At 66.3% G+C, this 14673-nt stretch carries 14 protein-coding genes; 3 read left to right on the top strand and 11 right to left on the bottom strand.

Annotated elements, in window-relative coordinates; all coding sequences use genetic code 11:
- Positions 1-43: 43 nt before the first annotated feature.
- From ACWEFV_RS04335 to ACWEFV_RS04315, 5 genes are all read right to left on the bottom strand, one after another.
- Positions 44-988, bottom strand: coding sequence for a DUF58 domain-containing protein (locus ACWEFV_RS04335; protein ID WP_044518315.1), 945 nt, complete (start codon positions 986-988; stop codon positions 44-46).
- Positions 985-2148 (bottom strand): chaperone MoxR1, encoded by a 1164-nt coding sequence (moxR1, locus tag ACWEFV_RS04330; protein ID WP_135454346.1) that lies wholly within the window; start codon positions 2146-2148, stop codon positions 985-987. The genes ACWEFV_RS04335 and moxR1 overlap by 4 nt, the downstream gene beginning before the upstream one ends.
- 135 nt (positions 2149-2283) lie before the next feature.
- Positions 2284-2979: an NlpC/P60 family peptidoglycan endopeptidase RipB gene (gene ripB, locus ACWEFV_RS04325; RefSeq protein WP_135454344.1), complete on the bottom strand. Its 696-nt coding sequence runs from the start codon at positions 2977-2979 to the stop codon at positions 2284-2286.
- 10 nt (positions 2980-2989) lie between these two features.
- Entirely contained in the window at positions 2990-4456 is a 1467-nt protein-coding gene (gene ripA, locus ACWEFV_RS04320) for an NlpC/P60 family peptidoglycan endopeptidase RipA (protein WP_286174931.1), read from the bottom strand.
- 225 nt (positions 4457-4681) lie between these two features.
- A complete protein-coding gene (locus ACWEFV_RS04315) occupies positions 4682-5266 on the bottom strand; it encodes an Rv1476 family membrane protein (RefSeq protein WP_135454342.1) in 585 nt (194 codons plus the stop codon).
- A 292-nt stretch (positions 5267-5558) separates the two neighbouring features.
- Between ACWEFV_RS04315 and ACWEFV_RS04310 the strand changes: the two genes are divergently transcribed.
- Together ACWEFV_RS04310 and ACWEFV_RS04305 are read left to right on the top strand one after the other, a co-directional pair.
- Entirely contained in the window at positions 5559-8387 is a 2829-nt protein-coding gene (locus ACWEFV_RS04310; RefSeq protein ID WP_450069164.1) for an aconitate hydratase, read from the top strand.
- A gap of 67 nt (positions 8388-8454) precedes the next feature.
- Positions 8455-9033, top strand: coding sequence for a TetR/AcrR family transcriptional regulator (locus ACWEFV_RS04305; protein WP_044518305.1), 579 nt, complete (start codon positions 8455-8457; stop codon positions 9031-9033).
- A gap of 29 nt (positions 9034-9062) precedes the next feature.
- Here ACWEFV_RS04305 and ACWEFV_RS04300 read toward each other — a convergent pair whose 3' ends face one another.
- From ACWEFV_RS04300 to trxA, 4 genes are all read right to left on the bottom strand, one after another.
- On the bottom strand, positions 9063-9257 hold the full coding sequence (locus ACWEFV_RS04300) for a helix-turn-helix domain-containing protein (RefSeq protein ID WP_135454337.1): 195 nt from the start codon (positions 9255-9257) through the stop codon (positions 9063-9065).
- A 129-nt stretch (positions 9258-9386) separates the two neighbouring features.
- Positions 9387-11015: an ABC-F family ATP-binding cassette domain-containing protein gene (locus ACWEFV_RS04295; RefSeq protein WP_135454335.1), complete on the bottom strand. Its 1629-nt coding sequence runs from the start codon at positions 11013-11015 to the stop codon at positions 9387-9389.
- A gap of 24 nt (positions 11016-11039) precedes the next feature.
- On the bottom strand, positions 11040-11870 hold the full coding sequence (locus ACWEFV_RS04290) for an enoyl-CoA hydratase (protein WP_450069163.1): 831 nt from the start codon (positions 11868-11870) through the stop codon (positions 11040-11042).
- A gap of 18 nt (positions 11871-11888) precedes the next feature.
- The gene (gene trxA, locus ACWEFV_RS04285; protein ID WP_135454330.1) at positions 11889-12263 is read right to left on the bottom strand and encodes a thioredoxin; all 375 of its coding nucleotides are present in this window, start codon (positions 12261-12263) and stop codon (positions 11889-11891) included.
- 267 nt (positions 12264-12530) lie between these two features.
- On the opposite strand from trxA, the gene ACWEFV_RS04280 reads away from it, so the two are divergent.
- Positions 12531-13256 carry a polysaccharide deacetylase family protein gene (locus tag ACWEFV_RS04280; RefSeq protein WP_450069162.1) on the top strand — a complete coding sequence of 242 codons (726 nt, stop codon included), beginning with the start codon at positions 12531-12533 and terminating at the stop codon, positions 13254-13256.
- Positions 13257-13324: 68 nt separating this feature from the next.
- Here ACWEFV_RS04280 and ACWEFV_RS04275 read toward each other — a convergent pair whose 3' ends face one another.
- Both ACWEFV_RS04275 and ACWEFV_RS04270 read right to left on the bottom strand, forming a co-directional pair.
- Entirely contained in the window at positions 13325-14017 is a 693-nt protein-coding gene (locus ACWEFV_RS04275; protein ID WP_450069161.1) for a heme peroxidase, read from the bottom strand.
- A gap of 94 nt (positions 14018-14111) precedes the next feature.
- Positions 14112-14639: a hypothetical protein gene (locus ACWEFV_RS04270; RefSeq protein ID WP_450069160.1), complete on the bottom strand. Its 528-nt coding sequence runs from the start codon at positions 14637-14639 to the stop codon at positions 14112-14114.
- Positions 14640-14673: the final 34 nt, after the last annotated feature.

The following is a 14673-nucleotide window of genomic DNA, read 5'->3' as shown; positions in this document are numbered from 1 at the left end:
TCAAGCTTCGTCTACCTGTGCCCGTTGCTCTTCGCGCAAGCGCTCATCGGCTGGCCAGGGCGCCGCGCCGCCGACTCGCCACAAACCGGACCACATCGGCGATCCAGTCCCGGTCGGTGCGGAGGCTCAGCAGCGGTGCATCGCACCGCCGCAATGTGCGGGCCACTTCCTCACGATGGGCCGCGGCGGCCCGCTCGAAATCGCTGCGCAACTGCTCGTCGATGGTGAACTCGCGGGTGACACCGGTCTCGGTGTCCTGCAGCACCACATCGCCGACAGCAGGCAACTCGACGTCGCGCGGGTCGAGGATCTCGATGCCCAGTACCTCGTGGCGCCCGGCGATGGCCCGCAGCGGGCGCATCCAGTTGATCGGCCCAAGGAAGTCACTGATGATCACTGCCATGCCGCGCCTGCGCTCGGGACGACGGAGAGCATCGATGGCACCGGCCAGGTCGCCCCGCACCCCGGGCGCGGCCTTCGGCGTGGTGGCGATCGCCCGCAGCAGCTCCTGCTCGTGCAGACGCCCACTCAATGCCGGAACCCGTCGCACGGTCTCCCCGTTGGCGATGATCGCGCCGATCCGGTTGCCGCCACCGCTGTTGAGGAACGCGATCGCGGCCGCGGCCGCCACCGCCAGATCACGCTTCTCGCAGCCGGTAGTACCGAAGTCCATGCTGGCCGACATGTCGACGACCAGCCAGGTCTCCAGTTCGCGGTCGGCGATCATCTGTCGCACGTGGGGCGTCTGTGTCCGCGCCGTCACCGACCAGTCCATCCGGCGCACGTCATCGCCGGGCTGGTAGATCCGCGAGTCCCCCGGCTCTGATCCCGGACCCGGGATCAGACCGAGGTGGTCGCCGTGCAGAACCCCGTCGAGCTTGCGCCGCACCGTCAGCTCAAGCTTGCGCAACGCCGCCGTCAACGCCGGGTCCCGAATCTCCCCGCGCTTCAGAGACGGCAGGTCGACGGTGCGTCGGGAACTGGTCACCGACCACCCGCCGCGCCGGCCGCGGCGGGTACGGCGGGCGGAACTGAATGGCCTTGCTGCGGTAGAGCGTTCACCTGCGGCAGGGCAACCGTCTGCAGGATCCGGTTGACCACGGTCTCCGCGGAGACCTCGTCGGCCAGCGCGTCGTAGGTGAGCACCAGGCGGTGCCGCAGCACGTCGGGGATCACCTCGACGACGTCCTGCGGGATGACGTAGTCACGCCCGCGCACCAGGGCCAGCGCGCGGGCGGCCGAGATGATGCCGAGCGAGGCACGCGGCGAAGCACCGTAGGCGATCCACGCCTTGGCGTCGGGCATGCCGAACTTCTCGGGCTCGCGCGTGGCGGTGACGATTCGCACCACGTAGTCCACCAGCGCGTGGTGCACGAAGGTGTTGGCCGCGAGTTCCTGCAACCGCAGCAGGTCGCCGGTGTTCAGGATCTGCTTGGGCTCCGGGGGCTTGACGCCCATCCGGTAGATGATCTCGCGCTCTTCCTCCGGCGACGGGTAGTCGACGTTGAGCTTGAACAGGAAGCGGTCGCGCTGGGCTTCCGGGAGCGCGTAGACGCCTTCCTGCTCGATCGGGTTCTGGGTGGCCATCACCAGGAACGGGCTGGGCAGCGGGAAGGTCTTGCCGCCGATGGAGATCTTGCGCTCGGCCATCACCTCGAGCAGGGCCGACTGAACCTTGGCAGGCGCACGGTTGATCTCGTCGGCGAGCAGGAAGTTGACCACCACCGGGCCGAGCTCGATGTCGAAGTCTTCCTTGCCCTGCCGGTAGATGCGGGTACCGATGATGTCGGTGGGCACCAGGTCAGGGGTGAACTGGATGCGGGCAAAGGTGCCGCCGACGACCTTGGCGAACGTCTCGACGGCCAGCGTCTTGGCCACACCGGGCACGCCTTCGAGCAGCACATGGCCCTTGGCGAGAAGTCCGACGAGCATCCGCTCGACGAGCTGATCCTGGCCGACGATGATCCGCTTGACCTCGAAGATGGCGCGTTCCAGGGTGTGCACCTCGGCCTGCAGACTGCCGTTGGTCGCTGCTGGTGGTGCGGCCGGCGCGGCAGGGGAGCCGGTCGATCCGGGCGGGAAACCTGGCGCCGGGCTCGAGCCGGGATAACCTCCGGCGCCCTGCGGCGGTCCACTCGGTGACGTCATCAACTTCCTCCCACGGTATTCGACTACAAACGCTGGTCTTGCATTTTTTGCTCTACGGGCAATCGGGAGCCCGCCGTCAACTATTCCAGGCACTTCGAGATCCGTCGACGCTGCCCGGAAGAGTTAAGGTTCCGCTCAGGATTCGATGATGCGGGCCGCATAGGGCTGGATGCCTCCGGTGCGGACCGGGCTCACCGTCACTTTGCCCGCACTGCCCGACGCCTCCAACATCTTTCCGCCGCCGAGGTACATCGCGACGTGCTGGCTACCGCCCGGACCCCAGAACAAGAGGTCACCCCGCTTCGCCTGGGCCACCGGCACCTTGCGGCCGGTGTTGTACTGGTCCCCGGAGTACTTGGGAATCTGCACTCCGACCCCGGCGAACGCATATCGGGTGAAGCCCGAGCAGTCGTAGCCCATCTTGCCGGCGTCGTAGTCCACACCGGGGCCGGGACCGGTCAGCGTGCCACCACCCCACGAGTAAGGCACGCCCATCTGGGAACCTCCGCGCCGGATGGCGTATTCGATGGCCTGCGGACCGCGTACCCGGCCGCCGGGGAACGTGGAGGCCGCTTGTTTCGGGGCCAGCCCGATGGTCTGTAGGAACTGCTGTCCGAGGTTCTGGGTGGTCTGTAGCGCGAGCTGGCTGACCTGGAACGAAGCGTTGGCGATAGCCACCGGATCACCCGGTGCCCCGGAGCTGACGATCTTCGGGAGGGTGGGATCCCACTGCCCGTCGTCGGGCGCGGCACTGGCCGGCGTCACCAGACCGATCGCCGCGAACGCAGTTGCGGCGATCAGGATCAGGCATCGTAAGACGAAGGAGCGCAATGTATTCCCATCAGTATTCGATGTAGCGGACGACGTACGGGGTCATCCCGCTCGTGCGGACCGGCGAGATCTTGACCTGCGAACCCGTGTACGGCGCTTCGAGCATCTGGCCGTTGCCGAGGTAGAGCGTCACGTGCTGGCTGCCGCCGGGGCCGTAGAAGATCACGTCGCCGCGCCGCATCTGCGAGGACGGGATCTTGCGGCCGGCGTTGTACTGCGAGCCCGAGTAATGCGGCAACTTGATGCCGACACCGGCGAACCCGTAGAGGATCAGGCCCGAGCAGTCGAACCCGACGGTGTTGGCCCCCGAATCGATGCCGCGACTCGGACCGGCGGCGTTGCCACCACCCCAGGAGTACGGAACGCCCATCTGGGAACCGGCCCGCTGGATGACGTATTCAGATGCCTGCCGTCCGTACACCCGGGGAATGGACCCGTTCGTGTAGCCGGTCGGCGTGGGCAGGATGCCCATTTTCTGCAGGAACTGGCGCCCCATGTTCTGGGTGACCTGCGCCGAGGTCGACGAGATCCCCAGGACCGTGTTGATGATGGCGATCGGGTCACCGCTGACGAACGCGCTGGGAATCGCCGGCAGCGTGGGATCCCATTCGCCGTCCCATTTCTGGCCCGCTTGAGCCGGCGCGCCCGGAGCTCTGTCCCAGTCCCCCGCCGCCGCCTGCGGCACCGGCCCCTGCACCGGAGCGGCCGGTGCTGATGCCTTGTGCACCTGAGCGAGTTGAGCTTGGGCCGTTGCCCGTTCGGCCGTCAGCCGCTGCAGCTCGCCCTGCTGGGCACTGAAGGTCTGCTGCGCCTGTTGCAGTGCGGCGACGGCGCTGTCTTGACTGGTCTGAGCGTTGGCCGTGGCCCGGTCGGCATTCTGCTTGGCCAGCCGGGCAGCCGATTCGCGGTTGACCTGCTCGGTGCGGGCCCGCTGCAGATCGGCGATCACCTTGTCGGTGCTGGCGGCCAGGGTTTGACCGGTCGCCGCGGTGCGCGCGATGTCGGCGGGGTCGGACGCAGTCAGGTACGAGCTCGATGGCCCGTTGACGTAGGTGGCCGCCGCGAAGGTGTCGAACCTCTTCTGCGCCTCGGCGATGGCGCGATTGGCGTCGGCGATGCCTTGTTGGCTGGCGTCGACCTCCTGCTGCGCCGTAGCGGCTGCATCGCGGGCGTCCTGCACATCGACGATTGCCTTGTTGACGGCTTCCTGCTGAGTCTGGATGGCAGCGCCCAGCTCCTGCAGCTTCTGGTCGGCGTTGGCCACCGCGGCCACGAGCGTTGCGATCTGATCTGGCGCCCCCGGATCCGCCGCGGCCGGGACGCCACCCGACAACGCTGTCGCCAACAGCATCGCCGCGGTCAGCGGCACCGCCCAGAAACGGCCGCGCAGACGCGATGCAGAGACCCCATCTGCTGCTCGCGCATGCGAAGCCCCATCTGCTCCGCGCGTGCGCGGGACGCCAACGGTGCGTCTCATTCGACTCAAGTCTCCTATGGCTCAACGTCGGCGTGCCGGCGTTTGCTCGGGGCCTTTGCACAGAAGTCACATGAAGCACAACTGCAACAATGGCTACCGATTGCACCGTACGTCACATCTGAAACCAAAGAAACTTTAGTCACAAATTACAGGAATGTAATTGCGAATAGTGTGACCAATTAGTGATATTTGGACGGTATTCCGAACTAATGTTCGACGGGTTTTTCAGACCTCGACTGAGGGGGCGCTCGAGGCCCCTGACCCGGCCAATCGTTTGCTGCGCACCTGCAGGGCGCGAGTCAGCGCGGCCGCCGCGGCAACCCCGAGCGTCAGCACGATCGTGAGCGCAGTCCAGGGAAAGTCGGGGGTCGAAATCTCCCCGACGAAATTCTTTGCCGACAACACCGGATTACCGGTCTTGGCCACATCCTGCCCGGCTTCCAAAGTCACGCGGTCGATTGTCGGGCTGTACGTACCGGCAAACGACGGGCTCAGCGCGAGCACCGTCGCACCCGGATTGGCCGCCCCGACCTCGCTGGCGATATCACGCAGCGGCGTGTCGATACCGGGGTTCTGCGGCAGAACCACGATCTTGAGATCGACCCCGCCCTGACGGGCATCGCTGACGACCTGGCGCAGAGCCTCAACATCGGCGTCGGGCGCGCTGACACCGTCGTCGCGAACGTCGGCCTGCACGGCCGCCATGCACTTGGCCACTCCGTCGGGTTGCGCCGGATCCATCCCGACGGTCTCGCAGACCTCGACCGGGATATAGGCCGGCAGGAACGGGATGACATGGGGTCCGGTCACAGACGCACGGTATCCCGAGCCCATCCGCCGCTGCGCAGCGACACTGGAATCGTCACCGCATCGACCGCCTATCGTCACGCCGGAGTGACGCTCGCGGTGCCACGCCTCATCGCCGCCGCATTGCCCCGGACCGAGCGGGCGGATCGCACGGATCGGCCGAACGGGGTAGCAACCAGAACCCGACAAGGGAAGACTGGACCCCGGCCCGCTGGGCATTGCAGGACAAGCGTACTGTTAACATCGGAACGCCGCCGACACAGCCCGTCGCGGCGAGATCGAGCCGGGAGTTGATGTGAGCAGCGAGAATACGGAAAATTCGTCCCTTAACTCATTTGGTGCCCGCGACACATTGGCTGTCGGGGACAAGAGCTACGAGATCTACCGCCTCGACGCGGTACCTGGTACCGAGAAACTGCCCTACAGCCTCAAGGTGCTCGCGGAGAACCTCCTGCGGACCGAGGACGGCGCCAACATCACCAAGGACCACATCGAGGCTATCGCCAACTGGGATCCCTCGGCCGAGCCGAGCATCGAGATCCAGTTCACCCCGGCGCGGGTGTTGATGCAGGACTTCACCGGCGTGCCGTGCATCGTCGACCTGGCTACCATGCGCGAGGCAGTCGCGGCCCTGGGTGGGGACCCGGACAAGGTGAACCCGCTCTCGCCGGCCGAGATGGTCATTGACCACTCGGTGATCCTCGACGTGTTCGGCAATGCCGGCGCCTTCGAGCGCAACGTCGAACTCGAATATGAGCGCAACTCCGAGCGCTACCAGTTCCTGCGCTGGGGCCAGGGCGCGTTCGACGACTTCAAGGTCGTCCCCCCGGGCACCGGGATCGTGCATCAGGTCAACATCGAGTACCTGGCCCGGGTGGTGTTCGAGCGCGACGGGGTGGCCTACCCGGACACCTGCGTGGGCACCGACAGCCACACCACCATGGAGAACGGTCTCGGCGTGCTCGGCTGGGGCGTCGGCGGTATCGAGGCCGAGGCCGCCATGCTGGGCCAGCCCGTCTCGATGCTCATCCCCCGCGTCGTCGGCTTCAAGCTGACCGGTGAGATCAAGCCGGGCGTGACCGCCACCGACGTGGTGCTGACCGTCACCGACATGCTGCGCAAGCACGGCGTCGTCGGCAAGTTCGTCGAGTTCTACGGCAAGGGCGTGGCCGAGGTGCCGCTGGCCAACCGCGCCACCCTGGGCAACATGAGCCCCGAATTCGGTTCCACCGCAGCGATCTTCCCGATCGACGAAGAGACCATCAACTACCTGCGGCTGACCGGGCGTACCGAGGAGCAGCTGGCACTGGTCGAGGCGTACGCCAAGACGCAGGGCATGTGGCACGACGCCGACCATGAGCCCGCGTTCTCCGAGTACCTCGAGCTCGACCTGTCGACCGTGGTGCCCTCGATCTCCGGCCCGAAGCGCCCACAGGACCGCATCGAGCTGTCGGACGCCAAGAACGCGTTCCGCAAGGACATCCACAACTACGTCGAGGAGCACCTCCCGACCCCGGAGACCAAGCTCGACGAAGCGGTCGACGAGTCCTTCCCGGCCAGCGACTCGGTGTCGCTGTCGTTCGCGGACGACGGCGCGGTCGACGCCCGTCCGTCGGCCGCCAACGGCGCCGAGGGCCGGCCGTCGAAGCCGATCACCGTGAAGTCTGACGAGCGGGGCGAATTCGTGCTCGACCACGGCGCGGTCGTCGTCGCGGGCATCACGTCCTGCACCAACACCTCCAACCCGTCCGTCATGCTCGGCGCCGCTCTGTTGGCCAAGAAGGCCGTCGAGAAGGGCCTGACCAGCAAGCCGTGGGTCAAGACCAACATGGCGCCGGGCAGCCAGGTCGTCACCGACTACTACAACAAGGCCGGCCTGTGGCCCTACCTGGAGAAGCTGGGCTACTACCTCGGCGGCTACGGCTGCACCACGTGCATCGGCAACACCGGTCCGCTGCCCGACGAGATCTCCAAGGCCATCAACGACAACGATCTGTCGGTCACCGCGGTGCTCTCGGGTAACCGCAACTTCGAAGGCCGTATCTCCCCCGACGTCAAGATGAACTACCTGGCCTCGCCGCCGCTGGTGATCGCATACGGCATCGCGGGCACCATGGACTTCGACTTCGAGACCGATCCGCTCGGCCAGGATCAGCAGGGCAACGACGTCTTCCTCAAGGACATCTGGCCTTCTGCGCAAGAAATCGAGGAGACCATCGCCTCCTCGATCAACCGGGAGATGTTCACCGACTCCTACGCCGACGTGTTCAAGGGCGACGACCGCTGGCGTTCGCTGTCCACCCCGGAGGGCAACATCTTCGAGTGGGACGACGCCTCCACCTACGTGCGCAAGGCGCCGTACTTCGACGGCATGCCCGCCGAGCCGGAGCCGGTCGGCGACATCAAGGGCGCCAGAGTCCTTGCCCTGCTGGGCGATTCGGTGACCACCGATCACATCAGCCCGGCAGGTTCGATCAAGCCGGGCACCCCGGCCGCGCAGTACCTGGACGCCAACGGCGTTGCGCGCAAGGACTACAACTCGCTGGGGTCGCGACGCGGCAACCACGAGGTGATGATCCGTGGCACCTTCGCCAACATCCGGCTGCGCAACCAGCTGCTCGACGACGTCTCCGGCGGCTACACGCGGGACTTCACCCAGCCCGGCGGCCCGCAGGCGTTCATCTACGACGCCTCGGTGAACTACAAGGAGGCCGGCATCCCGCTGGTCGTCCTGGGCGGCAAGGAATACGGCTCGGGCTCCTCGCGTGACTGGGCGGCCAAGGGCACCGTGCTGCTCGGCGTCAAGGCCGTCATCACCGAGTCCTTCGAGCGCATCCACCGGTCGAACCTGATCGGTATGGGCGTCATCCCGCTGCAGTTCCCGGCGGGTGAGTCGGCTGCGAGCCTCAAGCTCGACGGCACCGAGACCTTCGACATCACCGGCATCGAGGATCTCAACAAGGGCAAGACGCCGAAGACTGTGAAGGTGACCGCCACCAAGGAAGATGGATCCAAGGTGGAGTTCGACGCGGTGGTCCGTATCGACACCCCCGGCGAGGCCGACTACTACCGAAACGGCGGCATCCTGCAGTACGTTCTGCGCAACATGCTGAAGTCGAAGTAATCCTGAATCCGACAACCGAAGCAGCACAGGCGCGGCGCCGAGCCGCGCTTGGGCGAGGAGTTCTCCAGTGCCCAGGGTGACGGACGATCATCTTGCCGCCCGGCGTCGTCAGATTCTCGACGGCGCCCGGCGCTGCTTCGGTCAGTACGGATATGAGAGTGCGACCGTGCGACGGCTCGAAGAAACCATCGGGCTGTCGCGCGGCGCAATCTTTCATCACTTCAAGGACAAGGACACCTTGTTCTTCGAACTGGCCAGGGAGGACGCCGAGCGGATGGCCGAAGTGGCCGCCCGCGAAGGCCTGATCCAGGTGATGCGGAACATGCTTGCCGCGCCCGAGCAGTTCGACTGGCTGGCCACCCGGCTGGAAATCGCCCGCAAGCTGCGCAACGATCCGGCCTTTCACCAAGGCTGGGCGGAACGGTCCGCCGAGCTGGATGCCGCGATCACCGAGCGCCTGCGCCGCCAGAAACAGGCCGGGCGCCTACGTGACGACGTGCCGAGTGCGGTCCTGCATATCTACCTGGATCTGGTTCTCGACGGCCTGGTAGCCCGCATCGCCTCCGGCGAGGACCCGAAGAACCTCACCGCGGTGCTGGACCTGGTCGAGGACAGCGTGCGGCAGCAGACGCCGGCGGATAGCTGAATCCTGTTACCGCACAGCGGTTGTGCTCATCACACCCTCGACCGGGTGCGGTGGTTGGGACCGCCGCGGCTGCGCATCGTCGTTCCCGACTCACGCAGCAAGCTGTGGATCGAGCCGTAAGAACGTCCGGTCGTCGCCACAAGCGTGCGGATGCTGGCACCCCCCTCGTACGCCTTTCGAAGTTCTGCCAGCAGCTCGCCGCGATTCTTGTTCATTTCCCTCATCGACATCTCCCCGCTTGTGATGTCCCGACGGATACCCAGAGTAGGAACCACCCACACACCGAGGGGTCGATTTGTCCAACGTCTTAAATTGACGTTCTCGAAGGTGTGGCGGTTCTTGAGAATTCGCTGTCAGGCGAGCTCGATGAGATCCCGGTATTCGGTGGACCAGAAGTCCTCGGTACCGTCCGGCAGTAGCACCACGCGCTGCGGATCGAGGGCCTCGGCTGCGCCCGGATCGTGGGTAACCAGCACCACCGCACCCTGGTAGCTGCGCAGCGCGTCGAGAACCTGCTCTCGTGACGCGGGATCGAGGTTGTTGGTCGGCTCGTCCAGCAACAACACATTGGCCGTCGAAGCAACCAGGCCGGCCAGCGCCAACCGCGTCTTCTCACCGCCGGACAGCGTGCCGGCGGGCTGATCCAGCTGCGGGCCGGTGAACATGAACGCGCCCAACAGACCTCGAAGGTCCTGCTCCCCGGTGTCCGGCGCGGCGTGGCGGATGTTCTCCCAGACGGTCGACTCGTTGTCGAGGGTGTCGTGTTCCTGGGCGAAGTATCCGATCTTGCACCCGTGCCCGGGTTCCAGGACTCCGGCGTCGGCGGTCTCAGCACCGGCGAGCAGGCGCAGCAATGTCGTCTTGCCCGCACCGTTGAGTCCGAGCACCACCACCCTGGATCCGCGGTCGATCGCCAGATCGACACCGGTGAAGATCTCCAGCGACCCGTAGGTCTTGGTCAGCCCCTTGGCCACCAGCGGGGTCTTACCGCACGGCGCCGGCGTGGGGAACTTGATGCGGGCCACCTTGTCGGCCACCCGCTCGGCGTCGAGCTCGGCGATCATCCGCTCGGCCCGACGCAACATGTTCTGTGCGGCAACGGCTTTGGTGGCCTTTGCGCCCATCTTGGCGGCCTGGGCGCGCAACGCGCCGGCTTTCTTCTCGGCGTTGGCACGTTCGCGGCGACGACGCTGTTCGTCGGTCGCGCGCGCATCGAGGTACTTCTTCCAGCCCATGTTGTAAACGTCGGCCTCACCGCGTACCGCGTCGAGGAACCACACCCGGTTGACGACCTCGTCGAGCAGCTCGACATCGTGGCTGATGACCACGAGTCCACCGGTGTGGTTGTGAAGGAAGTCGCGAAGCCAGCCGATCGAGTCGGCGTCGAGGTGGTTGGTGGGCTCGTCGAGCAGCAGCGTGGTGGCAGATCCCGAACCGGTGTCGCTGGCCGCGAACAGGATGCGGGCCAGCTCGACACGCCGGCGCTGTCCACCGGAGAGCGTGCGCAGCGGCTGCGTCAGCACCCGATCGGGCAGGCCCAGGCTGGCGCAGATCCGGCCGGCCTCGCTCTCGGCGGCGTAACCACCCAGCGCCGAGAACCGCTCCTCCAACTGCCCGTAGCGGCGCACCGCTTTGTCGCGGGCCGCATCATCGGCCACCTCGGCCATCAAGACCTGCTGCTTCTCCAGGTCCGCCAGCAGCGTGTCGAGACCGCGAGCCGAGAGCACCCGGTCCCGGGCCAGGACGTCGAGGTCGCCTTCTTTGGGGTCCTGTGGCAGGTAACCGACCTCACCCGTACGCGAGATGCTGCCGGCGTACGGTTCGCCCTCCCCGGCCAGGATGCGCATGGTGGTGGTCTTGCCTGCGCCGTTGCGCCCGACCAGTCCGATCCGGTCGCCGGGCTGCACCCGCAACGCAGAGCCCTCGAAGGACAGCAGCGTGCGCGCGCCGGCGCGGACCTCCAGGTCCGTTGCGGTGATCACGCTGCGTCCTCCTCAGTGTTTGTCTTACTTCTGGTCGGTAAATACGGCGGGGCGCTTCTCCGCGCGCGCGGCAACCGCTTCCTCAAAGTTTGCGGTGAGCAGGCGCACGAAGAGTTGTCCCAGGCCCTCGGCCTGCATGTGCCCCTCCAGACTAGCGGCGTCCAGTCCACTCCAAAGAGTGCGCTTGGTCAACTCGATACCCGGCCGGGAGAACGCCGCCATGCGGTCCGCCATCGCGTAGCAGGTGTCCAGGAGCGCCTCCTCGGCCACCACGCTGGAGACCAAACCGATGCGCTCTGCCTCCTGCGCGTCGACGTCACGGCCGGTCAACATGATCTCGAACGCCCGTGACGACCCGATGGCCCGCGGCAGCAGGTAGGACAAGCCCAGCTCACTGGCGGTAAGCCCGTTGTTGATCCCGGCGGCGCGGAAGTAGGCACCTTCGGCGGCGACCCGGACGTCACACGCCAGCGCCAGGCAGAGACCACCCCCGATGGCCGCGCCGTTGACGGCGGCGATCACCGGCTGGTGCAGCCGGCGTAGGGCGAGAATCACATCGTCGAGGATCTCCATCGACCGCAGGGCGTACGTCGGTCTGGTCAGACCGGCGACGTGCGGAACCGAGCCGGCCGACTTGTGATCGGCCCCGGACGAGAAGCCGCGGCCGGCCCCGGTCAGCACCACGACGCGCACGCTGTTGTCGTAGCGGAGCTCTTCGAGGACGCCCTTGAGCGGCACCATGACGTCGAACGCCATCGAGTTCATCCGCTCAGGCCGGTTGAGGGTCACCAGGGCCACGTCCGGTCGCGGACGGTCAACCAGTACGAATTCGTTCTGCGCAGTCACGGACAGCACGCTATCGCGTGCCGTTCATCACACCTGTTCGGCGTCGCCCTGAGCGGCCTGCTCTTTCATGGCCGCATCGATGTCGAATTCCTTGATCTTCTGAACCAGATCCTCCAGCGCCGCCGGCGGCAGTGCTCCGGCCTGGTTGAAGACCAACTTGCCCTTCTTGAACGCCATCAGGGTCGGGATCGACCGGATGTCGGCAGCCGCGGCGAGCCCCTGCTCGGCCTCGGTGTCCACCTTGGCGAAGACGACGTCGGGGTGCTGCTCGGAGGCGGCCTTGAACGTCGGCGCGAACGCACGACACGGTCCGCACCACGACGCCCAGAAATCCACCAGCACGATGTCGTTGTCGTTGACGATGTCATTGAACTGGTCTGCGGTGATGTCCTGCGTACTCACACTTTTCCTAACGTCGGATTGATACAGCCTGTTCCCAGCATTGTGGTCGAGCAAACCGGAACCCGCGAGCACCAGCCAGTCTCAACCTGTGCGCGTCCGTCCCGGTCGGGCAGCGCGGACAGCCACCGCAAACCAGCACCGAAGCGGGATCACACCCCCGCTGAAACCCGGCGATCCCCACCCCACAGCCAGTTTGCAGCAGATGAGAAGCAAAGCAGCAGAAAACAATTGGACTCGGCCGCAGCCGGACTTGCGTACTATCAGAACATGCCGTGCGTTGACCGGCGCACTGTGCTTGCCGGCATCACGTTGGGCGTGATTTCCGCCCTGACCCGGGCACCCGTGGCTAGCGCCATCCGGGTACCCATACCGCTCGCGCGGATGCCGGTGGCGGTGATCTCCCGGTTACCCGGAGAGGGCAACCAGCTGGCTCTCACCGTCGACGACGGTAAGAGCAGTATGGTGGTCGGCGCGTTCGCGCAGTTCTGCCGCGACACCGGGACCAGGCTGACCTTCTTCGTCAACGGTGACAACGCTTCCTGGACCGACAACGCGCCGGCACTGCGGCCGATGGTCGACTCCGGCCAGATCCAGATGGGCAACCACACTTGGTCCCATCCGTTCCTGAACCAGCTGTCGCTTGCCCAGGTCGGCGACGAGATCCGGCGGAACGCCGACTTCTTGCGCAACACTTACGGCAGCGACGGAACCCCGTACTTCCGGCCGCCGTACGGCGTGCACAATGCCGACATCGACGGCGTCGCAGCAGACCAGGGATACACGACGGTGACGATGTGGAGCGGCACCGTCGGAGATTCACTCCCCGAGAACGAAGCCAGCCTGATCGCGGCGGCCACCCGCTCGTTCAACCCACAGCAGATCATCCTGGCGCACGCCAACCTGCCGACGGTCACGCACTGCTACGCCCAGCTCCACGATCTGATCACGAGCCGCAATCTGCAGACGGTCACCCTGCGAGACGCGTTCGGCTGACCTCACGCGGCCCCAGACAGTGAAACCGAGCGCGCCCCGCCGAAAGCCGCTGATCTACCGGCCAGCCGTCACGCTGGCACGTCCCGCTGATACGGGCGTTTCGACTCGAATCGCCAGATGGCGTGGTCGAGGTCGATGACGTTCCAACCGCCCGCTTCTGCCGTCGCATAGACCAGTTCGGCCGCCCGGACCGCATCGACCGGCCCCACTTCCCGACAGACATAGCCGAGCACCATCCGGTCGGCTTTCACGCCAGGGATCTTCGCCAAGATCTGCGCGTACTCCCAGGTAATTCCGGACCGCTGCCCCGGCACGGCACACCAGGCCGCCTTGACTTCTTCGCGGCGGGGCCCGTCTTCGACCATCGCCCGCAGCTCGTCGGTCGTCCGAATACCCAGGGCGACAAGCACTTCCGCTGCCTGCGCGACGGCCACGGACTTCAGTGGAGCGCTCACCGCGGTCGATGTGGGCCGACGGTTCCCGATCTGCGAGGCCCACGGGTCAGGACCGCCCAGCTCGGCGATGTTCTGTAGGAGCTCGGTGGCGCCATCAGTCTCAGCATCCGCCCCCTGGGCCGCCCGATAGCCGCGGTACCGGGCGACGACCTTCTCAACGGTGACGTAGCGCGCCCCGGTCGAGTAGATCGAATCGATCACACACAGCGCCAACGAATCCGGATATCCGCGCGGGCTGAACCAGCGCTGCGGATCACCGAGATCGCGCAGGCATGCCCCGTACAACTTCTCGACGTCTGAACTCATCGCAGTTCCTTCCGACTGTCCGGGAACTCCATCGGTTCCCGATGAGCTGGAAGCTAGCGCCGTGGGCCGACAAGAAGTCAGCGCAGCGCCAAAGTTATCCACAGGCCTGCCGGGTATTGGCCAGCAGCTGGGCTTGACGCCTGGGCCACCAGGCCAACTCCACCGCCAGAGCCGCCAAGTAGATAACCGACACCACGACATTTCCGACCGAACCGAACACGGCGTCCCACAACGCACTCGCTGCGGCGACGACGAGCACCACCGGCAGCAGCCACCGGAACGGGCGGGCTGTCTCCGCAGCCGCGTGCACTCCCCGGCTGTAATCGCGGGCGGCGTCCACCAATCGCGGATCGTCGATCCGTTCACCGCCGCGGGCAGCCCGCACGACCGCCTCCCGATCGGTCCCGGCGAGCTCCTTCGACATCGGCCAGTACCTCGCCATCCGGCGCGCCATCCCGATGCCGTAAAACACGCCGACGATCACGAAGACCAGTACGCCCGAGACCCAGAAACCCGAGTCCAGCCAGGCGAGCACACCCACGACCGCGCCCACCCCGGCGCCGATGATCATCGCCCGGCCCACGAAGCCGCTGCGCCAGACGAACGCCGGGACCGTGACCATGAGCCCACACGGTATCCGCAGGAGGCGGGTTTGC

This window comes from Mycobacterium sp. NPDC004974 (genome assembly GCF_053600815.1).
The sequence above is the reverse complement of the archived record's forward strand: the minus strand, read 5'-3'. Positions and strand labels throughout refer to the sequence as shown.